This is a genomic window from Duganella sp. AC917 (assembly GCF_979258245.1).
In genome coordinates, this window is the sequence record NZ_OZ409848.1 from 5408237 (window position 1) to 5429612 (window position 21376).

The window sequence follows — 21376 nt, forward strand, 5'->3', positions numbered from 1 at the left end:
TATTGCATATTTTGGCACATTCACTGTGCCAAAATTGTGCCGGCTTGGCTACACGTTGTCAGCTTCACCTGCGTGGTCAATTTTTTCTTTCACTTCCTGCTTCCGTTTCTTCAGGGCTTCCAGCTTGTAACGTTTTTGTTGCCGGATATCCTCAAGAAGTTCGGCTCTCGCATTGAGGTATTCGTTGGTGAGTGTCCGGCCATCGGAGCTGTAAAGATCCGACAGTGTAGGTGTATCTGGCTGTTGCGGCAGCGCTGCATACATGCGTGCGCCTGGTGGCATGCGCACAGCGATTTTCTCTTGCCACGAGTCATCCACTAACTCCAGGGAGTTCTTAAGGCCGGATAGGTCCAACAGCGTTGGCTTCCTCTCTTCCAGTAGCTTGACCTGGTATTCAAAATATTCTGTAGCTTCGCGTATTTCTTTGTTTTGGTCGTCTAGCAAACCTTCTACGCCTGGTGGGGCGACATGCCCAGCAGCCGGGTCGGTCGCGCCTGTCGTTAGCCAAAACGCGTACTGAGGCCATTTTGTTGCTATGGCCTCAATCATCTCACCTGAAGGTGCCCCGCTGCGGTTCCAGAAGGTTCGCCAAGTCGCGCCCGAAATTTTCGTCGTCTGCTCAAGAGACTTAAAGCGCCTTGCTTCGTCCGTGCCTTGTTTAATGATCTCAATTAGGCGCGAACGAATGGTGGACGAAGTATTGCTTGACATCATCTGCCCTGTTCATCTAAAGTTCGCTCAACTAAAGCGTTTCAATTGAAACGATTCATTTGAGGTTGTTGATTTGGAAATTTATGAAAGGGTGCCCTTAATGAGCGTTGAGGTCAAGTCCTCTGTGGATTTAGGGTTGGTGTCCGTTGAGCAGCTCTCGCGGTTGATGCACAAGTCTCCAGCGAGTATTCGCAGCGACGCGTCGCGCAACCCGTCAGCTTTGCCACCCATCTGCAGGCTCCCTGGCAACAAACGATTGCTATGGCGTATTGAAGACATCGCATTGTTCTTTGCATCTTACGTAAAGCCCGCAGTGATAGCGCGCTTCGATATGCCTTCCTTGGCGTCGAATGAACCTAAGCGCCGTGGTCGCCCTCGCAAGACCGAGGTGCGCCCGTGAGGCCACAGCGTCAATCCCTTATTAGCCGCGCCTGCAAAAAGCCCGTTGACGCTTATGCAGAAGCATCCGGACGTTCTGTCGCAGCTCGCGCAGTCAAATCGCAGATCTACGGTTGCCATGAATCGGCCGTCGGCGCCGGGCGTACCGCCAGCGCGCCAGCGCTGCCGGAACGCACCGGCGGCGAGGCCGATGAGGCCAAGTTAGTGCCGTATTTTGCGCAGGTAGGCGCCGCTCCTGAAGCCCACATTAATAACATGTGGGAAAACCTAGCAGGCGCAGACGTTGCTGACGAATCTGATACTTGGGCGAGTATTTCCGAAGAAGACCTGGGTGAAGTGTCTTTGATGATGACCGACTCCGGCAAGATCAAGACGGTGATGGTCCGGAGACCGTCTGATACTCAGGCATGCATCATTGACTGGATCAATTTCACTGTATTGGAAGACACGTTCTTCAAAACCGCTCGTCAGACACTGGTCGCCGATGATCAGATCATCGAAGAAGCAAGTCGCCAGTTCGAAAAAATCTTCGGCTTCGGCATTACCGAAAAGCGTGATCGGGGCATGAACTTTTACCGCGAATCGTGGGTACTTGGCGATGGTATGGGATTCGTGTGCTTCGGAGGACAACGCGCAACCATGCTCGTCACCTTGTCCGGCCAAGGATGTCAGAACGCAGTTGCGGGCTGGGAAAAACGGTTGTTCCACTTCTTGACCAGAGTGGCGATGCGCCCTTCGATCTCTCGGGTTGATTTGGCCCATGACGACATCGAAGGAGCGTACCTGTCCGTGGACTGGGCCTACGATCAATATGCGCTTGGCGGCTATACGCAGAAGGCTGGCGGTCGTCCGCCAAATATTGAACGCATCGGCAATTGGACTAGGCCTACTGGCAAGGGGCGAACTTTAACTATTGGTCTGCGCTCCTCTAGCAAGTTCTGCCGCTTCTACGAGAAGGGCCGTAAGGAAGGAGACAAGTCTAGCGCCTGGTGCCGCTGCGAAGTCGAATTCAAGAATACAAACACGATCATTCAGTTCGAGGTGCTTCTGAACCCAACGGATTTTTTCGCCGCTGCCTACCCATGCTTTTCAGATTTCGTTCAGGTCAAGACACCACAACGCATGGAAGTGAAAATCAAGACCGCGCAGATCACCATCGACGCTTGCATCGAAGTGACCAAGCATCAGTTTGGCAAGTACATCCGCGTGTTCCGCGAGCTGTGGGGTGACAAGAAAACCCTTGATCTGATCTGTAATGAGGCAGACGACTACTGGCCAAAGCGTATGAAGCCGCTCACGAGCGATGCCACCTCTGGTCCGACGCCTGTGCACAAACAAACTCCTGCGCCTATCCCCTCTTTCATGCAGTTTATTACCACCGTCCCATGTTTCGGCCTCAATGGGGAGAACGGTTTTACGTAGGCCACAAAAACAGGAAATGCAAAATGAAATTTACGTCGACGATCAAAGTTACTGGTATGAAGTTCTCCAAGGGAACGATGGACAACGGTCAAGCATTTGACAGCACTAAGGTGTTTGTTGAAACGGATCTTGACGCTAGTAAGGATACTGCTTTTGGTACTGCGACCGCTGAGTACGGGCTCGGCAAAGCCGAAGAGTATCAGAAGTACAAACACCTGGCAGGTTCTGGCCCTTTTATGGCACTGGCGGAAATGGAGATCGTAACAAATGGCAAGACGCAAAAGACTGTAATCCATTCTCTTCGTCCCGTGGAAGCTGCGCGGGCACCTGCCACGGGCGGCAAAAATGGCGCCGCATAAGCCGGAACCGAAGTTTGTTGTGCAGGACCAAGAATCGTCACTGTTTCTTATGCCACACGAAGGCGACGTAGCGTTCACACCCTGGTTGCATGAAGCCGGCAGATTTGACGGTTTTTCTGAGGCCGTGGACACCGCTGCTCTGCACTGTCATGAAGGGTATTTTGTAACGCAGGTTTTTCAGTGTGAGGACAAGTGGAAGAGCAAACATTGATCGTATGCGCGCCGTCGCAAACGACTCAGCTTCCCTGCTCCAGTGGTAGCGCGCCAGCTGTAGTGAAAGGTCATGTATTAACAACTGAACAGATGGCAGTAGTCTCGGCCGCAATTGAGCCTTTTGACTATACGGTCGCTGCTGCGGTGTGGGGTACTGCCTTTACGTTTGTAGTAGGGCTGTACTTAGTAAGCAAGTCGGCCGGCGTGATTTTGAACCGAATTAAGTCGTAGTACTGGCGCGGCAGTTTCCGCGATTTTCTATCTAGGAGTGCTTCAAATGAACAAGAGTATTCAACGTGGCCTGGTTGTGGTTGGCGCGATTGCTGCGTCTGCGGCTGCTTCGGCACAAGCTGCTGGCGGTCCTGACATGTCCGGCCTTACCAGTGCTGTCGATTTCGGCACGGTGACTACCGCTGTGCTGGCAATCGCTGGTTTGCTGGCTGTGGTTTATGTGGCTGTTAAAGGCGCCTCCATCGGCCTGTCCATGATCCGGAAGTAATCCGGTCCTACCTTGACTATGGGGTGCTTCGTGCACTCCATTTTTTTAGTACTCATGGGATCTAGCATGACGATAAATCAGTTGTGGTATTTCGGGATGTTTGTGTGGGGGCTCGTGTCGGCCTGGGCAGTCATAGAAGGTTTGAAAGGGTAAGCAAATGAACGGCTTTGTCACTCACTGGCCATGGTACTTGTTGGCATTCACGTACCTCATAAGCGTTATGTATTTTGTTGTCGGATCGATGTTCGATGGCGATGAATGGTGGCTTCCTTTTTTATTACCTGTGTTCGCGCCTTGCTGGTGGGTGTACCAGAACCATGTTCGGATTGGTGCCGGTCTGATGCTTATTTTTCTTCTAATCGGCGTGTTGGCGGTTTTCGTAAAGGTGTCTTAATGAGAGCGCGCATTATTATATTTTTCTTGATGTTCTCGTTGGCATTTCGTGCCGATGCGCAGGCGCTACCTGCTTTTACCGGCTTGATGAACAAGACACTAGGTAAGGTCATCGAGAAGACGGCAATTCGACGCGGTTTTGCTGCAAACGATCCACGGATGTTTGCGACATTTTCGGGCGCTTCTACGGTCGCAGCAGGGATTGCTGCGGATGTGGCCGTCGCGGCGGCTACAGCCGCGTCTGCGCCCGTTTGGCTCTCAGTTGCAGCGGGGCTTGGCGCCGCAGCCGCTGTGGGGGGCTTGGCGTATGGGATCTATAAAGTCTTCTTTGATGACTCTTCTTCTGAGGCCAAATTTGTTGTGAAAGACACCGGGGGACGCACTCCCGGCACTCCTTGGGACCCAGGTGCAAACCCATACACTTATTTGCAGCCAGGCCTGACTTTTGGCACAGATGGTATGGCTACAAATTCCACTAAAGAGCGCATTACCCAAGGCGTGTTCGGTTATTTCGGTATTTACGTATATTGCGACGATCCAATTCAGTGTATGCAGCTTGGCGTGCAAGGATGGATCAATATTGGTGGTGGGACAGGGGCTAGATTCTTGGGCTGCGATCCAGAGACGCCTATTGATGGCTTCGGTGCCGGCACTGTAACTTGCCACTCGGTCCGAATTGGTACTGGAGGGAATTCTCAGCCTGATTCTCAATGGATCAATGGTGACTCTACATTTACTATGGTAAAGAATCCATATAAGCCGGCTGCGACTTACAAAGGAAAGATCGGGAGTATCGTGTCTCGACTCTCAACTGCTGAACTGGAAAGACCCGCCGATGCTTCTACGATAGCTACCCTTGCGAACGACCTGTGGCAGCAGGCAGCGTCGCAACCGGGCTACCAAGGACTACCTTTCTCTCCGACCGATCCTGTCACTACGGCTGATGCGGTGGCTGTGCAGCAATCTGATCCTGTCACATGGCCAACCAACGCTGATTTAGTATCGCCGGTTTCGCCTGGAGCTGGTCAGGTGGTTGTGATCAATCCTGCTTATGATCCTGTAAGCAATCCAATCCCCGGCACTGGGACAGACCCGAATACGTCTCCGGGTGGTACTCAGAATGTTAACGTCGTGAATACGCCAAATGTAAATGTGGTCAACCAGGTCAGGATTGATTGGGGCTCTGATCCAGGCGTGCCTTCGCTATCGTTAGAGGCAACGCCTACTGCGCAGTCGATTCTGCGACCTGTCTTTAATGTGATGCCGACCTTACGCAATTTTGTGGTGCCGGCTCATACCTCCGAATGTCCCAAGCCTACGTTCAATTTGTTTAACAAAGCAATTTTGATGGACACGCATTGCACCGTGCTGGACGGGGTTAGACCAACTCTGTACGCGGTAATGGGTTTCGTATGGTTGATGCTCGGCGCGTTGATCATATTGCGCGCTTAAGGGGGACTTATGTGGGTACTTCTGTTGGCTGCTGCGAATACGATTCTTGGATTTGTGTTCCGCTCTGTAATCGTCAAGTTTGTCGTTTTCTTCGCGCTGTTCTTTATCACCTCTGAGTTCATATCTCTAATGTCGCCTTTGCTGCCTAACGCTTCCGGTATCGCTGGAGCGATGGGCGGAATTCCCAGTAGCGTGTGGTATTTCATGGATTTGTTCAACGTATCGGCCGGGCTACCAATATTGCTATCGGCATGGGTCGGGCGGTTCATCATTCGACGTATTCCTGTGATTGGCTGATCTATCCGCGCTTCGTTCAAAAAATGGTTCAAGGAGCTGCGCCCTAGTTTTGCAGTAGAGAGGTTGGAGAAACGTAATGCCGATTAATGTGTACACAGGCCTGATGAGGTCAGGGAAAAGCTACGAGGTGGTGTCTGAGGTGATCGTGCCTGCAATACGTGCCGGAAGGCGTGTTGTCACCAACGTGGATGGCATTTCACAGGAAAAGATACACGAGCACTTGAGCACTAAGTATCCGGGTGATGATCGCGCTGAGTACGGAGCAGTAGTACATGCGACCAACGCGCAAGTGTTTCTTGACGATTTTTTTCCTTACTACGATGACGCCAAGGACGCGCACACCGATACCTTTGTGCAGCCTGGCGATTTGGTTGCGATCGATGAGGCATGGCGTTTTTGGGGAGACAAGATGAAGATCAAGAAGAATCATCAGTCGTTTTTCTTGGAACATGGTCACTTCACTCATCCGAAAACCCTGGTCGCCTGTGACTTGGTTTTGATGATTCAGGATATGGGCACCCTTAATCGTTTTTTGAAAAATGTTGTGGCGTTCAGCTTCCGCACCCATAAAAAGGTTGCGTTAGGTATGAGCAATACGTATAGCCTGAATATGTGGGAAGGCAACAGGATGACGAAAGCGAACCAGATCGGAAACTGGATTCGCACGTATCGTAAGGAAATCTTCCCGCTGTATTCAAGCTTTAAAGGCGGCGCACAAGGTGTGATGGTGAACGCCGACAAGCGGCAAAATATTTTCACGAATAACAAGCTTTGGGGCTTTCTGGCTCTTTTGGTGGCCGGCGGTGCGATCTGTTTTTATAATGCTTGGAGATTTTTCCATCCCGTAGATACCGTGAAGCTTAGCAAGGATTTGAACGGGCCGAAATTGACGCAAATGGATACCGACCGTGTTGCTGACACCTCCTCGCAAGCGAAGACAGCAGGGGGAAATTTCAGTGATACATGGCGCGTTACGGGTAGCTATTTTTCTTTTGGGCGTGAATGGATTGTATTGACTAATCCGGCTGGAGATATACGCCTTGAGTCTCCGTCAAATTTTAGCAATACTGGCCTCGTCCAAGTGGGAGAGGTGGATGGCGCCAAGGTTACGAGCTGGTCAGGTTCCCCTTCTAAATCGATGATTGCGAGTGTACCTTCCAGGTCATTGCCCGCTGTGAACGGTTTAACGCAAACTGTTGAGGCAAGAAAATGAAAAAATGGTTCGTCGCAATCATCCTGTGTAGCGCTTTTTCTGTGCACGCAGCTGGGCATATCGCTGTAGGTATTGAGCCAACTCGATTCGATTTCCGCAGTATCAACGTTGCCCAGGTGGTGCAGCTCATATATGCCGAAGCCCTTCGCGATGCATATGTGATTGCTCCTGAGGTGCTCAATGATCAGCGCTTAGTCTCCTTTCGATATGACGGGACAAACAGCGAATTGCGCAGCTTCATCCATACTTTTTTTGACTCGCTTGGATTGCAGGTTGTGCGGCGGAATGGCGTCGATTTCGTTGGTCTTAAACAGGTCAAGGAACCGCAGTCTGAGGAAACAGAGACCTTTGTTTATCGACCGAAGTATAGAGGCGGCTCCTATTTGATGGACCTGCTATCTCCGCTTTTAAAGGGTAATTTCACGGCACGCCGCTCGGTGCACGCTGCGCCCGGCGACAAGTCCGCGCAGGCTGTGACGCCTCCTGGTTCCGCAGCGGCTTCCATTGATCGCGATAGTGATGTCGTCGTGTTTAATGGGGCGGCGCGGGAAGTGCAAATGTTGACGAAGCTCCTGCCACAAGTTGATATTTCAGCGGGCGAAGTGATGGTACGCGGTGTCGTGTATGAGGTTCAGACAGGCAAGAGCCAAGGTTCCGCCTTTAGCCTGGCGGCGTCGCTCCTGTCGGGGAAGCTTTCGATCAATTTAGCTGGAGCTGCACTCGACAATTCACTAAAGTTTAGCGTAGGCGATGCGAATGCGATATTCTCAGCGCTGTCGTCGGATAGCCGGTTCAAGGTGATGACGCAGCCATCACTTCGTGTTCGTAGTGGCCAGCAGGCTCGCTTTTCGGTCGGACAGGATGTACCCATTCTTGGAGCTGTTAGCTACCCGCTAAATGGTCAGCCGGTACAATCGGTTGAGTACCGTAGTAGCGGTGTGATTTTTAATGTTTTGCCTGAGATTCGCGATGGCGCAATTGATCTGATGGTTGAACAGCAGCTTTCCAACTTTGTACGGACCACTACGGGTGTAAACGCGTCGCCAACACTAATAAAACGTGAGTTGCGCACCAATGTGCAAATCCATGGAGGTGAAGTCGTTCTCTTGGGGGGATTGACTGAGGATAAGGATGTGGCCAGCAACAGTGGGTTATCTTTTCTTCCATCATTCTTGCATACCAAAAGTTTAAGCCACGATTATACCGAGCTGCTACTCGTTCTACATGTTGTGCAGTTGTAGGGAAAAGCACGCTTCGCAACGAATGTGAAACTAAGAAGAGGTTCTATTGCTGTTGATAAACAAGGTAGCTAAGGAATTTTAGCCGCTAAATTTTCAGAGAGGAAGTTATGCACGAGATTAGTTTTCTTGCGAACGAGGATCAGCTCGATCAGCTTCGCTACGCGGTGGTTGATCGCGTTCATGAGCTGGAGCGCTTGCTTTCGGAGGGTGACTCTGCTGAAGCATATTTGCAATCGTCACTGAATGAGACGCGCGCGCTTGCCGTAGCGCTTAAGATCCAGCTTGGTCCGCGAGCAGATCATGATGACCGCTCAAATTTTAGCCGCTAAATTTCTTGAAAAGGCCGGACGGTATGGGCTGCGATTTCAATATGCTTTGCGATCTTGACGACCGTGAACAGGATGCACTGATAATCCGAGCGCTTCGCTACGATGATGGATCGCCGGCGCAGACACATCTACGTGCGGGGAGGCCAATTTATTACTGCGATGACGATTTTGACGAAGAAGACATTGTGCGGGAATGGCCAAACGGCAGCCGAGAAATCGTGGACATTGACGATCAGGGCCTTATAACCATACGGGCTTGCATAATACCTGGGGATCGTAAAATAGTATAAATCGTTTATATCGTTATTGGTTCAAGATTTTTGTTGCATGCGCACCGGAAGGAACAATCCGCATAACAGATAGAAGTATTAGTTCGATCAGACATCAGTGGTGAGGATAGTTATCTCGATTCTGTACGGCTGCTGACTTATGCTCGTTAGCTGTCATCGCCAATGCGCAGGAATCGTCAGTCCGAGCACTCGCGAAACGTTTTCGAGTGCAATGATAATTTCGCGGTGTCGGTTCTTATCATAGGAATTTCCAGATTCTCGCTGAGATAGAATTGTTTTCAACTCAGGAAGATTGTGTAGACCGACAGCGTGAAGATTTCTCCACGTCAAATCGCCAAACAATTTAAAGATGACTTCAGTACCGTCTCGGTCACTAGCTAATCGTTTCGGCCCCACTAACTTTAGCAAAGTTTCTTCGGCGTCTTCTTTTGTTTCGAAGGTATGTAGATGTTGCAAAGGAGTTCCAATGGACAGGTTAGATGGATGACCCGGCGCCAAGAAACTTCCTCTCGCCGAGCAGGTTGTCTCAATACTGCACGTCAAAACTCTGCGCTGTCAATCACGTTCCTCCATTTCGACTGTGACATCAGTCTAGTCCACGTAGAAATTTGGCGTGTGAAGTCGTGCTTTGCTACAGTTTTTTGTCCGCCAGAGTACGGTACGCTACCAATTGCTTGGGCGAGCTAGGCCGTGGGACCTTCACTGTGGCGGGAGTTGTTGCATACAAGAACTATAGTAGAGAATTTATTGCTCGCTGCGAGTTAGCCTTGATGTATAATATCTGGTTAAGCTAATTATCGGACATTGCTGAAATGCTAAAATTCTCTCCTGCCTTCGGTGAACCTGCGCGTGGATGCCCGACCTCGTTGTTAGAGTTTGATAAAAATAATCCTCGTTTGCTAACGGGGGATGATTATGGAACTTTGATAGATGAAGACATAATCTCAGCGCTGAACGAAATTGCTCCTCTTGAAGAGGTAATTACCTCTATCTGCACGAATACCTACTTGGACTTTGAACCGCTTATTGTCATAGGTAAAAATAATGGACCATATCGTGTACTTGAGGGTAATCGTCGGCTTGCATCGATCAAGCTTATCAGCGACCCACACCTTGCAAAGCGTTGCCGTATTTCGATGCCTAAAATATCGAAGGAGGTTTTAGAATCGATAAAAGAAGTAACTGTGTGGCGGGTCAAGAGTGAAAGCGATGCGCAGGCGTTCATCGGCTTTAAACATATTAATGGTCCGAGTCGTTGGGATGCGTACGCCAAAGCACGCTTCGTTAGCGACTGGTATAAGCGCGAACAAAAGAACAGTCTAACAATCGATCAAATTGCTCGGCAACTTGGGGATGATAATGACACTATTCGTGCTTATATAAGCAGTATTCGGGTTCTTGAGCAAGCTGAAGCAAGAAATCTTTTTGAAATCAAGAACCGTTACAATAAAGGTAAGTTTGCGTTCTCGCACTTATACACTGCATTAGGTCGTACAGAATATCAAGAATTTCTTGGGTTAGAAAAAGGCTGGAATAAAGATCCAGGCGAAGTACCTGTTGCACGAATACATGAAGGTAAGCTGAAAGAAGTGTTGCTTTATTTGTACGGAAATAAAAGTGACGAGAGGCCTTCCTTAATTAAATCTCAGAATCCGGACCTGAAGCATATAGGTGAGGTAATTACTAATCCCGTAGCTCTTGAAAAAATCCGTGGCGGTGCGACTTTAGCGGTTGCCTATAATGATGTTCGTTCGCCATATGATGTTTTTAGTGAGACTATTGCTCAGGCAACGTTGAAGCTGACCTCCGTAATGGATGCATTGCCAAAATACAATGGGGAGGAAAATCTTCTGGTTATTGCGGAAGAGATAGTTGAGCAGGCCGAAACGTTGTTAGACGCTATGCGAGCTAAGCGAAAGCGGCTTTCGTTAAAGGTTAGTACATCAGGGCCGCCGACGAGTTCAACGGTCAAGAAAAGTGGTATCAAGCCACCTCTGAAGCGATAATTTACAGGACATAGCGAAAATGCCGTTAGCCCAGTTGCCACTCGATCGTGACACGCACGTTATAGCGGATTGGTTTGAGTTTTATGTATTATGTTCGGAGTTCTCATTCGGTCCCTTGCGCACTCTTCAGCGAGCATGGGACAAGCGAAAGAACTCTGAAGGTGCTAATCCAGAAGGTAAAGCGGAGAGGGATAATTCTGCTGATGAAATTTTTCTTGAAACAATTATTCAACAGTTTCGAGAGAGAATTGATTATTTAGCGCAGGATTATCCTTTCGAGTTCAACGAAAGTGGCGAAGAGCTACAGATTAAGAGCGAGCTCACAAACGGCGCTGTTTTGTATCTATTTTGTCTTTTTCTTTCGCATTTTAACAATTCTGAGATTTTTGAATTAGATAAATTCTCTTACGAGCTTCCGAATCGAGTTAGAGACCTATTCGGGGCGTGTTCTACCTGGGCAGCAGCCGGTTCTGTGAACGGCGCTGCGGTAGCTTTTGGATTTCCCCGCCCAGATGGATCACCATTTTTAGTGAAACTTCGGCAATGTTACGGAGTTTTTGGAGAGGGTGCGGTTAGGGATAATCCTCTTCCAGGCGTATCTACTAATCCAAAAGATGAAGGCATTGACGTGATTGCGTGGACACCGCGCCCAGATCAAGCTCCAGGAAAGACTTACATGTTGGGGCAAGTCGCGTCGGGTGGCAATTGGCCAAATAAGAGCGTTCGAGAGTACTTCCGTCCGTATCATGAAAACTGGTTTGCAGAAATCCCGGCATCCGACCCGGTACCTGCTCTTTTCATACCGTTCTGCATTTCTCTCGTGGGCGAGGCAACTCTAAAACAACAACTGGGCATTTTGACTAAGCGTTATGGCCAGGTGCATTATCGCTACACAATCCCTCGTTTAGCCCAAAGTGGATTGGATCTCGCTGCAGCTAACGCTGCGTTGACCATTGAACGCGTCAATGAGATGCCTGAAATTCAGGAATGGGTTGGCGAATTAATTACAAAGCTGAGAACCGCTGCGATTGCACATTATGCCTGAAATTGTAAAAACTCCCTTTCGCTATCCTGGGAGTAAATCATCCTTTGCGAACATTGTTAAGTCGTATGTTTTGCATAACGGTTTAAGGGGCTGCAAAATTGTTGAACCATATGCGGGAAGCGCAGCGGTGACGCTGGCACTCGTGTCTGAAGAGATCTGTTCCTCTGCTGTGTTGGGTGAGCGTGATCCACTTATGTTTTCCTTTTGGAAGGTCGCCCTTCAACAGCCTGATTTGCTTATTAATAAGATCCGCGAAGCTGATGTTTCGCTCGCAAGATGGCACGAACTGCGTCCATTGTTAGAATGTGAGGCCCCTGATGAAGACCGCTTAGTAGAAATGGCGTTTGCCGCATTGTTTTTTAATCGGACTAACTTTTCGGGTGTGTTGCACAGTGGACCGATTGGCGGACAAGATCAGAGTTCGGCATATAAGATCGACTGTCGATTTAATCGTGAAGACCTAATCACGAGAATCGAGGATATTGCGAAATTAGGTAATAAGATTAATGTTGTATTTGGCGACGCTGTTGATCTGATCAGAGAGAATAAACGACGCGTGACGCCGTTTTTCTATATTGATCCGCCATATTTTGTACAGGGGCGTAAGTTGTACAGGCACCATTATAGGCTTCCAGACCACATTGCTTTGTCCAAGTCGCTGGGTTCAGTAAAATTTAACTGGATGCTGAGCTATGACAACCATGATGTGATTCGTAGCCTGTATGAGGAATTCAAGCAAGTTGAGAAGGCATTTCAATACAGTACACGAGTTTCAAAAAGTGAAGATGAGCTCTTGATTACTAATATGGAAATACCTGATGAGTGGAAATATCGTCAACTTGCAGTTGCTTGATTCACTTTAATTTCTTTGCCAAGTCCTCCGCTTTCAAGTGTGTGTAGCGTTTTAACATGTCTAGGGTTTTATGGCCGGTAATTGTGGCAACTTCCATAACGTTCAACCCTTTTTCGAAAAGTCTACTTGTTGCTTCATGGCGTAAGTCATGAAAGCGTAAGCCCGTAACGTTCCCGCGATGTGGTTTGCAAGCTCTCTCAAATGCTTGACTCATTGATTCTCCTTGGAGGGTGAAAACAGCGCCCTCTTTCTTTAAACCAAAGGCCTTGAGTGCTGCAATTGCAGCTTTGGACAAGGGAACCGTGCGAGGGACATCGGTTTTTGTTTTTGGAAGATGCGCCGTTTGTTTTTTTAGATTTATATCCTCCCAGAGAAGTGAGGCTAGTTCGTTGCGGCGCATCCCGGTCTCAAGCGCTAATGCGACGATAGTACGCAGCTCTAATGATTCCGTGGCCGCAAAAATGCGTTCTATTTCTTCTGCTGTCACCCTACGATCACGCCCGCGTGGTTTTGCTGGCTTACGTACTTGTGCGGTTGGCAATCCCCCTGGCAATGCGATACCCCAATCTAGAGTGGCAGCTTTCAGAACTCTGTTGAGCAAGTTGATCTCATGTATTACCGTTTGAGGGCTTACGGCCTTTAATCGTCTGTCTCGATACTTTGCGATCTGTGTTGAGCTCAGGCTTGCTAGCCGATAGTCGCCGAATTCTTCATCTAGTAATTTGATTCTTGATTTTTCTGGCATTTGGCCGCGTTTGGTTGGAAGTACCTCTTCCTCGTACCGCTTTAATACTTCCCTAACTAGCGTGCCTTCCGCTTCGGTGCGTGAAACGAACACGCCGCGCTCCATTTCGGCTTCAATGATCGTTGCCCAGCGCTTGGCGTCGACTTCTTTGGTAAAGGTCTTGGTCTGAGTTGGATAGCCGCGTTTGCGGATTTGAACGTGGTACTGGCCTTCGCCTTTTTTGCGGATAGTTGGCATGCTATTTGGCGTAGTTGATTTGGCGTATCAGTGTGCCAAAATTGTGCCAATAAAGGAAGAAAATGCTACAGAGGCTATAGATAAAGGCTCGATTTTTGGCCTCCGAAGCCAAAGGTCGTGGGTTCGATCGCCGCCAGCCGCACCAAATTTTCCTCAATCAGTTCAAATAGTTAGGCCCGGCCATTGCCGTTGATGCCCTTGACTGATTGCGCCTGAAACATCCTCCAAGCAGTGAAAAGCATGGATGCTGTCTCCGCCGCTGTTGTTCAAGCGTCTCGGTTGTGCGCACTTGTGCGACATCAGTGAACCGCATGGTTTCCAATGCTAGCGTGAGAGTCAAACGCCAGCCAAGGAACCCATATGTCATTTCGGTCGTATCCGCCATGGTTGCAGAGGACAATGGCGCGCGCCTTGGTCGCGACAGTTGTGTTGGCCTCCTTATTCGTCCTGGCGTTTTACGCCGGCGAGGACAATGCTTCGATCACCGGGCAGTGGAAGATCACTGCCGCACTGGATGAAGCCGAAACCACCTCGCTCGACGAGGGCGAAGCGCGCCAATTCGTCGGCCGGGTGTTCACCATCAGCAAAGAGAAAGTGGTTTTTGGAACGCGTGCTTGTGGACCGCCCGAATTCTCGGCCCAGCGCGTGGAGCCAGGGCTTTTCCTGCGTAAGCAATATCAGGCCACCGCCGACAAGCTTGGACTGCCAAATCCGGTCACGGTCGTCGATCTCAGCTGTACATCCGTGTTTATAAAAAATCACAATAATGTCGTCATCGCCTGGCACGGTTGGTTCTTCGACGCGGTGAGAATAAAGCGCTAGCCCTGCTATTGCGGCTCAGAAGCTGGCACCGACACGGCGATCAGTTTTTCCTATCGAGTCGATAGTTTTAAATTGTTTGCTATTAAATAGCGTGCTATGTAAAGTAGATGCATCGGTTCACTGCGAACGAAAAAAGCACCATAAATATAGCGAACGATACAATCGTTAGTTACGGGTTTCGCCGCAGTTGGCCATCATCTCAACTTATTAAGGAGCCACACCATGAAAAACGTCGCCATCGTCCTCGCCATCGCCCTGCTGTCCTCCACAGTTGTCTACGCCCAGGAAGCTCCTCAACTGACCCGCGCACAAGTGATCGCCGAGTACAAAGCCGCCGTCGCGGCCGGCCAGGCGGTCAATTCCGGCGAACTCTACGCAGCTTCCCTGCCAGAGGCAGCGTCGACCAAAACGCGTGACGAAGTCCGCGCCGAGCTGCGCCTGGCCCAGCAACGCGGCGAGCTGGCCAGTGGCGAACAGTATCCACAAATCGCGACCGGGTCGGCTGCGCCCGGTGCGACCCGCGCGCAAGTTCGCGCCGAACTGGCCGCTTACCGCCAGGCCAACCCGCAACTCGTCGGCGAAGCCAGCCTGTAATCGACGCTGCGCGTCCTCAGGCCAAGGTCATTGCCGCGCCGGTAGCGCATACCTCGCCAGTATGCGCGAATAGGTCTGGTCCTTGCGCATGGCGATCAGTGCGCGGTTGAAGGCGTCGCGCAGGTCGCGGCTACGAAAGCCGACCTTGAAGCCGGTGGTGGTGTTGAAAATGGCATGGTAGTCCAGCGCCACCTCCGTGTTGAACTCGGTGCTGAACTGCTTGCGATACCACTCGAAGACTTGCTTGTCGACGACGATCACGTCAACCCGGCCGAACCAGAACATCTTGTTCTGGGCTTGCTGGTTGGACGGCTGGAAATAGTTGGCGGGAAAGCGGCCGTCGGCGCCCGGCCGGTAGCGCGCTTCAAAGGCGGGACCGAGGTCGCGCCAGCCGTTCTGCCAAATGGCGAAGTTGTAGCCGTCCAGATCGGCGATCGTCTTCAGCGCGATATGCCGGTCGCGTCGCGAAATGGCAACGTTGTGAAACGTGACGAACTCGTCTGAGAAATACACGCCGCGGCCGTCGTTGCCGCGCACGCTCACCGCCAGATCGACCCCATCCCCCTCCCTGAACGGCAGCAGGCGCACGTTGGGCGTTTCGCGAAAGGTGACGCCGCGTCCGGCGCGCCGCAGCGCCTCGGTTACCACATCCGCCTCGATACCCGTTGCGTTGCCTTGCGCGTCGCGAAACGAAAAGGGCGGGCGGTTGCCCTGGTAGACCGCCACAAGCTCGGCCGACCGCACAGGGGCGCTCAAGCTCAACAAGGCGAGGGTGCACATTGCTGCCAGTCTTTTCATAGTCCGCTCGGTGTTGCAGTTGTGTTGTGACAATTTAAGATTTTTGACGCCAATACCGCATGTTACGATAATTCCTGCCGGCAATTTCGATATCGTTGCAATCCGGCTTTTCCGCGTGCGCAAGTACGTTACTAGAAAAAGGAATCATGAGCATGACGCCAGAAGTTAGCCGCCGTACCTTTTTAAAAGTACTGGCCAGCGGCGCTACCGTCGGCTTATCGGTGACCAGCCTGCCCGGCATGGCGATGAACGCGTCCCGGCCGCGATTGACGGAAGTGCCCGCATGGGCGCCGGAGCCGGGCCGGGCCCGCTGGCGCATCGATGGCCTGCCCAAGGTCTTGGGGCAAAAAATCTACGCGCGCGATTTCAAGGCGCGCGACTTCAAGGATTGGCCGCAGAACGAGCAGTTCCTGTACGCGGTGCGCTGCGACCGCTACGACCAGGTGGTAACCGGATTCAACCTGGACATGCTGCCCGCCGGCTTGCGTCCGGTGGCGGTGATCGACGCCCAGGCCCTGATCGACAAAAAGCTGAAGCTGGCCGACGGCATGAACAGCCCGTTCCTGGCCACCATCGGCAAGCCGGCCGACTTTTTCGGGCAGCCGGTGGCGATGCTGATCTTCGCCAACTTCGATGCCTACCGCCGCGCCGTGAAGATTCTGCAATTCAATCCGGACGTGATCCAATACGGCGCCGCAGCCGCCACCGCGACCGGCACGTACACGCCGGTCACCAGCTACATCCGCGACGACGCCAAGAATTTCAACTACGTCTACACGCCCAATTACGCGGCGACCAAGGACGCGGTGGCCGCCGGCATCTCGGCGGCAATCGACAGCAAGGTCTGGCCGACCTTCACGCGCCGGTTTTACACGCAGACCATCGATCCGATGTTCATGGAGCCGGAGTCGGGCCTGGCGTGGTACGACCCGGCCACCCAGCAACTCAACCTGGTGCTGGGCACGCAGTCGCCGAGCGGCGACCTGAGAAACGCGGTCGACATCTTCGACGGCAGCGCTTACCCGGTCAAGGACATCGATCTGTTGTCGTGCTATCCCGGCGGCGGCTTCGGCGGACGCGATTCGTCGCTGTTTTCGATGTACCTGGCACTGGCGGCGCCGTTTTCGAGCGGGCCGCTGCGCTGGGCGCAAAGCCGCTTCGAGCAGTTCCAGGTCGGCCTGAAGCGTTGCGAGACGGATTTCAGCGAGACCCTGGCGGTGGACGCCAACGGCAAGATCCAGGCGCTGCGTTGCGATTTCACGCTCAACGGCGGCGACCAGATGAACCTGACGCCGTTCGTGGCGCAGCTCGCCGCGCTCAGCTCGATGAGCTGCTACGACATTCCGCGCGCGGTCGCCTACGCCCGGTCGATGCAGACGCCGCAATTGATGGGCGGCTCGCAACGCGGCTTCGGCGGCCCGCAAGCCTTCATGGCGATCGAGACCTTGCTCGACGAAGCGTCGCAAGCGCTCAACATCGATCCGTTCGAGCTGCGCCGGCGCAACCTGCTGGGCAAGGGCCGAGGCGCCACCGTGACCGGCGCGCCGATACTGCAGGACCTGCAACTGGAAGAGATGCTGCAACGCCTGGAACGGCATTCGCTGTGGCAAAACCGCAAGCTGACGCAGCAGGCCAGGCAGCGCCAGGGGCTGCTGTACGGCGTCGGTTTCGCGCTCTCGAACGAGGCCTACGGCACCTCCGGCGACGGCATGTTCGCCGCCGTGCAGATCGAGCCGACCGGCACCGTCACGATCTACACCCCGTACATCGACATGGGCAACGGCGCCGCCACCGCGCTCGGCCTGGCGACGGCGTCCTATCTTGGCCGCAACGCCAACAGCATCAACATGGGCGAGACCCAGCTGTTCGATTCGCTCAATCTGACCTCCACCAAGCCCAAGCCGCCCGCGCCGGTGCCGCAGAATTACGTACTCAAGGCATCCGGCTCGGCCAGCGCCTGCCTGGGCGCCTTCTACCAATACCACGTGGTCGAACAGGGGGGACTGGCGCTGATTCTGCAGACCTTGCTGCCGGCGGCCAACGCCATCTGGGGCCGCGAAGTGCCGGCCGCCGCGCTGAGCTGGAAGGACAACCGGCTGCATGCGGACGGCGTGGCGTCGTTGCCGTGGTCGGCGCTGGTCAAGCAGGCCACGCGCATGCGCCTGCCGATGGTGGCGGTGGTGCACGCCAGCTATGTGGGCGGCTTCGCCACGGCCCCGTTCACCTTCCGCAGCGGCGCGGCGACCTTGCCGCTCGACTATATCGCGATGGGCCTCACGGTCGATACCTTGCAGCCGATTGCGCGCGGCGAGGTGGTGAATCCGCCGCTGATCAACTTCCGCTTCGGCCGCACCACTTACGCGCCATGTGGTGCGCTGGTGGCGGCCACGGTCGATCCGCGCACCGGCGCGATCGCGGTCGAATCGGTGGTCTCGGTGCTCAGCGCCGGCGTCCAGCATTGCCCGCAGCTGGTGTCCGGCCAGTCGCAGGGGGCGATCGCGATGGCGCTGGGGAACGTGTTACTCGAGCATTGTCCGAACGATCGCACCGGGCCGGGCAACGGCACCTGGAACCTGCACCGCTACGCCATCGCGCGTTCGACCGATATTCCGCAACAGGAATTGATCGTGCTGCCGCCGGCGCCGGGCGAGACCACCGCGCGCGGCATCGCCGAGGCGGTGATGTGCCCGATCGGTCCTTCCATCCTGAACGCGCTGGCGATGGCCACCGGCGGCAAACGCTATACGACGACGCCGGTCACCGCGCGCGCCGTCCTGGAGTCCCTGACATGACACAGCCGATCCTTTTTCACATCAACGACAAGCCGGTGCAAGCCGACGCCGGCGACGCCGACATGGCGCTGATCGATTTTTTGCACGAGCGCCAGGACCTGACCGGCACCAAATTCTGCTGCGGCATCGGCGTGTGCCGCGCCTGCACCGTCGCCACCCGTGGCGGCGACGGCGGCGGCGACAATGCGGTGCTGGAGAAAACGCTGTCCTGCTCCACCCCGGTCAGCGCGGTCGAGAACATGTCGATCTACACGGTCGAGAGCCTGGGTTCGGAGCAGGCGCTGGCGCCGCTGCAGCAAGCCTTCCTGGAGAATTTCTCGTTCCAGTGCGGCTATTGCGCGCCCGGTTTCCTCATGGCGGCCACGGCCATGCTGTCGCACCTGAAGCGGGCGCCGGTGCCGGCCTCGCAGCTCGACCATATGATCGAGACCTGGGTCGGCGGCAACCTGTGCCGCTGCACCGGCTACGTGCGCTACTTGGAGGCGATCCGCAAGGTGGCCTTGCCCTACACGCAAGGTGGCGGGGTGGCGTTATGAATTTGCCGACACTGCCGTCCTTGATTCCGGCCGATCCGCTGGGCCGCTACAGCAACATCGGCAAAGAGTTCGCGCAGTGGCATTCGAAGATGCCGGTCAACAACGAGCAAAGCAAGGAGTTCTGGGAGCAGGCGAATCTGGAATCGCTCAATCAGCTGCTCACGTGCTGCGCCGATCCGAAAAACCCGATCTGCACCATCAAGCCCATCGTCACGCCTGCCAAGGTGGGCAAACGCTAGTCAACAACGCGTTGGTCCGCCCCATTTGCCCCCAGCGAAGCGGCCAGCATGTCGGTGAAGAGACGGATTTTGGCCGAGCCGCGCCGGCTCGCCGGATAGACCGCATGGATCACCACATCCATGTCGCCGGGATTGCCGTCGTACTCCGGCAGCACCGCCACCAGGGTGCCGGCCGCCAGGTCGTCGCGGATCAGCCAGTCCGCCAGCAGGGCTAAACCCATGCCGCCCAGCGCGGCCTGGCGCAGCATTTCCGCGTTGTTCACGTTCAGGCTGCCACCGACGTCGATATCCACTTGCCGGCCGTCGCGCCGCAGCCGCCAGCTGTGGCGGACGGCGCCGTAGGAAAACAGCAGGCAATTATGTTGGGTCAGCTCGTCCGGCGTGTCCGGCGCGCCGTGCCTGGCCAGATAAGCGGGACTGGCGCAAATATGCCGCCGGTGGGTGCCCAGTTCGCGTGCAATGAGGTTGGGCTGCTGCTGCGGGCTGCCGATGCGGATGGCGACGTCGACCGCCTCCTCGACCAGGTTGACGTAGTTGTCGCTCAGGCGCAAGTCCAGGTTGACCTGCGGATGGCGGCGCGCGAACTCGGGCAGCAGCGGGGCGATGTAGCGCACCGCCAGCGTGACCGGCGCGGCAATGCGTAGCACGCCGCTGGGCTCGGCGTTGCGGCCGGCGGCGGCATCGTCGGCCTCGTCCAGCGCGGCCAGGATTTGTGTGGCGTGCTCGACATAGGCGCGGCCGCAGTCCGTGAGCGTAATGCTGCGCGTCGAACGGTTGAGCAGCGGGGCGCCCAGGCGCTGCTCCAGCGAGTCGACCAGCCGCGTCACCGACGAGGTGGCGACACCCAGCTGGCGCGCGGCCGCCGAAAAGCCGCCATTGTTAGCGACGAGGCAAAAGGCTTTGAGTTCGGCGAATCGGTCCATGGCGGCGTTGCGTCTGGCGCAAAGGTGTGTGCGAATTCGCTCATATTATCATCAGCGGGTGACGCCTATATATTGATTTCATACATCTCAGGCTTAGGAGGCCATATGAATATCACCCCGCTCCCCGTCGGCTTTGGCGCCACCATTGAAGGTTTGGACCTGCGCGACGCCGGTCCCGGCACCGCCCGCCTGCTGCGTTCGGCCTTGCTCGAGCACGGCTTGCTGGTGATCCGCGATCAGACGCTGACGCCGCAGGAACAAATTGCCGCCACCGGCTTGTTCGGCGCGCTGGAGACTTTTCCCACGATGCGCGGCCAACTGAACGGCTTCGAGGAAATTTTCCGTGTCGCCAGCCGGCCCGAGGACGGCCATGTCGAGGTGGGCCGCTACTGGCACTCGGACGGCTCGTTCCGCGCCGACCCGACCCCGATCAGTTTCTGGTATTCGGTGGCGCAGGCCAGCGAGGGCGGCGATACCTTGTTCACCGACCTGCACCGCGCCTATGCCGAGCTGCAGGACGAGATCAAGCAGGAGTTCGACGGCCTCGACACGGTGCACCGTAATGGCGTGGTCCACCCGTTGGTGCTCAAGCATCCGAAAACCGGCATTCCCGCCTTGTACCTGAACGTGGGCCTGACCGGTGGCGTGCTGGGATATGGTCCGGACCGGTCGCGCGAGCTGATGCAGGCGGTCGACCGCCATTACTCGCGCGACGGCGCCACCTACCGCCACCATTGGCTGCCGGGCGACGTGGTGGTGGCCGACAACCTGCACGTGGCGCACAAGGCGACGCCGATCGGTCCGGGCGCGCGCCGCATCCTGAACCGCACCACGGTGCGCGCCGACGGCGTAATCTGGCACGAAGCGGCACCTGCGCCGGGACCGCTGGCGGTGGCTGTCCAGCCGGCATAGCAACGTTTGCATGGGGACCAACATATTTCCGCTGCGCACGGTTGGAATGGCGGTTG

The 21376-nt window shown here is 54.3% G+C and carries 21 protein-coding genes; 17 read left to right on the plus strand and 4 right to left on the minus strand.

All coding sequences use genetic code 11. The features are described from left to right. Positions 1–48: 48 nt before the first annotated feature. A complete protein-coding gene (locus ACZ0BA_RS23635; protein ID WP_463453587.1) occupies positions 49–711 on the minus strand; it encodes a hypothetical protein in 663 nt (220 codons plus the stop codon). Positions 712–1107: 396 nt separating this feature from the next. Here ACZ0BA_RS23635 and ACZ0BA_RS23640 point away from each other — a divergent pair, with 396 nt between their 5' ends. The 11 genes from ACZ0BA_RS23640 (at position 1108) to ACZ0BA_RS23690 (ending at position 12722) form a co-directional block, all read left to right on the plus strand. Next, positions 1108–2532 (plus strand): replication initiation factor domain-containing protein, encoded by a 1425-nt coding sequence (locus ACZ0BA_RS23640; protein WP_463453588.1) that lies wholly within the window; start codon positions 1108–1110, stop codon positions 2530–2532. A gap of 23 nt (positions 2533–2555) precedes the next feature. Next, positions 2556–2891 carry a hypothetical protein gene (locus ACZ0BA_RS23645; protein WP_463453589.1) on the plus strand — a complete coding sequence of 112 codons (336 nt, stop codon included), beginning with the start codon at positions 2556–2558 and terminating at the stop codon, positions 2889–2891. A 490-nt stretch (positions 2892–3381) separates the two neighbouring features. Continuing rightward, positions 3382–3603: a hypothetical protein gene (locus ACZ0BA_RS23650; protein ID WP_463453590.1), complete on the plus strand. Its 222-nt coding sequence runs from the start codon at positions 3382–3384 to the stop codon at positions 3601–3603. A 258-nt stretch (positions 3604–3861) separates the two neighbouring features. After that, positions 3862–5448: a hypothetical protein gene (locus ACZ0BA_RS23655; protein ID WP_463453591.1), complete on the plus strand. Its 1587-nt coding sequence runs from the start codon at positions 3862–3864 to the stop codon at positions 5446–5448. Between the two features lie 9 nt (positions 5449–5457). Beyond that, a complete protein-coding gene (locus tag ACZ0BA_RS23660; RefSeq protein WP_463453592.1) occupies positions 5458–5745 on the plus strand; it encodes a DUF2523 family protein in 288 nt (95 codons plus the stop codon). 76 nt (positions 5746–5821) lie between these two features. After that, entirely contained in the window at positions 5822–6958 is a 1137-nt protein-coding gene (locus tag ACZ0BA_RS23665; protein WP_463453593.1) for a zonular occludens toxin domain-containing protein, read from the plus strand. Beyond that, the gene (locus ACZ0BA_RS23670; RefSeq protein ID WP_463453594.1) at positions 6955–8199 is read left to right on the plus strand and encodes a type II secretion system protein GspD; all 1245 of its coding nucleotides are present in this window, start codon (positions 6955–6957) and stop codon (positions 8197–8199) included. Before ACZ0BA_RS23665 ends, ACZ0BA_RS23670 begins: the two co-directional genes overlap by 4 nt. Before the next feature lie 107 nt (positions 8200–8306). Beyond that, on the plus strand, positions 8307–8528 hold the full coding sequence (locus ACZ0BA_RS23675; protein ID WP_463453595.1) for a hypothetical protein: 222 nt from the start codon (positions 8307–8309) through the stop codon (positions 8526–8528). A 1102-nt stretch (positions 8529–9630) separates the two neighbouring features. Further along, complete coding sequence (locus ACZ0BA_RS23680) at positions 9631–10824, plus strand: ParB/Srx family N-terminal domain-containing protein (protein ID WP_463453596.1); 1194 nt, start codon at positions 9631–9633, stop codon at positions 10822–10824. Between the two features lie 19 nt (positions 10825–10843). Continuing rightward, positions 10844–11869 (plus strand): hypothetical protein, encoded by a 1026-nt coding sequence (locus ACZ0BA_RS23685; protein WP_463453597.1) that lies wholly within the window; start codon positions 10844–10846, stop codon positions 11867–11869. After that, entirely contained in the window at positions 11862–12722 is an 861-nt protein-coding gene (locus tag ACZ0BA_RS23690; RefSeq protein WP_463453598.1) for a DNA adenine methylase, read from the plus strand. Before ACZ0BA_RS23685 ends, ACZ0BA_RS23690 begins: the two co-directional genes overlap by 8 nt. 1 nt (position 12723) lies before the next feature. Here the strand turns inward: ACZ0BA_RS23690 and ACZ0BA_RS23695 are convergent, their stop codons facing one another. Next, the gene (locus ACZ0BA_RS23695) at positions 12724–13704 is read right to left on the minus strand and encodes a site-specific integrase (RefSeq protein ID WP_463453599.1); all 981 of its coding nucleotides are present in this window, start codon (positions 13702–13704) and stop codon (positions 12724–12726) included. A gap of 399 nt (positions 13705–14103) precedes the next feature. On the opposite strand from ACZ0BA_RS23695, the gene ACZ0BA_RS23700 reads away from it, so the two are divergent. Further along, entirely contained in the window at positions 14104–14526 is a 423-nt protein-coding gene (locus ACZ0BA_RS23700) for a hypothetical protein (RefSeq protein ID WP_463453600.1), read from the plus strand. 222 nt (positions 14527–14748) lie between these two features. Then, a complete protein-coding gene (locus ACZ0BA_RS23705; RefSeq protein WP_463453601.1) occupies positions 14749–15120 on the plus strand; it encodes a DUF4148 domain-containing protein in 372 nt (123 codons plus the stop codon). A gap of 27 nt (positions 15121–15147) precedes the next feature. Here ACZ0BA_RS23705 and ACZ0BA_RS23710 read toward each other — a convergent pair whose 3' ends face one another. Beyond that, entirely contained in the window at positions 15148–15918 is a 771-nt protein-coding gene (locus ACZ0BA_RS23710) for a substrate-binding periplasmic protein (protein ID WP_463453602.1), read from the minus strand. 152 nt (positions 15919–16070) lie between these two features. On the opposite strand from ACZ0BA_RS23710, the gene ACZ0BA_RS23715 reads away from it, so the two are divergent. From ACZ0BA_RS23715 to ACZ0BA_RS23725, 3 genes are read left to right on the plus strand one after another with little or no spacing between them, the layout of a single operon-like run. Next, positions 16071–18710, plus strand: coding sequence for a xanthine dehydrogenase family protein molybdopterin-binding subunit (locus ACZ0BA_RS23715; protein WP_463453603.1), 2640 nt, complete (start codon positions 16071–16073; stop codon positions 18708–18710). Next, the gene (locus ACZ0BA_RS23720) at positions 18707–19246 is read left to right on the plus strand and encodes a (2Fe-2S)-binding protein (protein WP_463453604.1); all 540 of its coding nucleotides are present in this window, start codon (positions 18707–18709) and stop codon (positions 19244–19246) included. The genes ACZ0BA_RS23715 and ACZ0BA_RS23720 overlap by 4 nt, the downstream gene beginning before the upstream one ends. Further along, positions 19243–19485 carry a hypothetical protein gene (locus ACZ0BA_RS23725; protein ID WP_463453605.1) on the plus strand — a complete coding sequence of 81 codons (243 nt, stop codon included), beginning with the start codon at positions 19243–19245 and terminating at the stop codon, positions 19483–19485. Before ACZ0BA_RS23720 ends, ACZ0BA_RS23725 begins: the two co-directional genes overlap by 4 nt. Here ACZ0BA_RS23725 and ACZ0BA_RS23730 read toward each other — a convergent pair. Beyond that, the gene (locus tag ACZ0BA_RS23730) at positions 19482–20408 is read right to left on the minus strand and encodes a LysR family transcriptional regulator (protein WP_463453606.1); all 927 of its coding nucleotides are present in this window, start codon (positions 20406–20408) and stop codon (positions 19482–19484) included. The genes ACZ0BA_RS23725 and ACZ0BA_RS23730 overlap by 4 nt on opposite strands. Positions 20409–20513: 105 nt before the next feature. Here ACZ0BA_RS23730 and ACZ0BA_RS23735 point away from each other — a divergent pair, with 105 nt between their 5' ends. Next, positions 20514–21320, plus strand: a complete 807-nt coding sequence (locus tag ACZ0BA_RS23735) for a TauD/TfdA dioxygenase family protein (RefSeq protein ID WP_463453607.1) — start codon at positions 20514–20516, stop codon at positions 21318–21320. Positions 21321–21376: the final 56 nt, after the last annotated feature.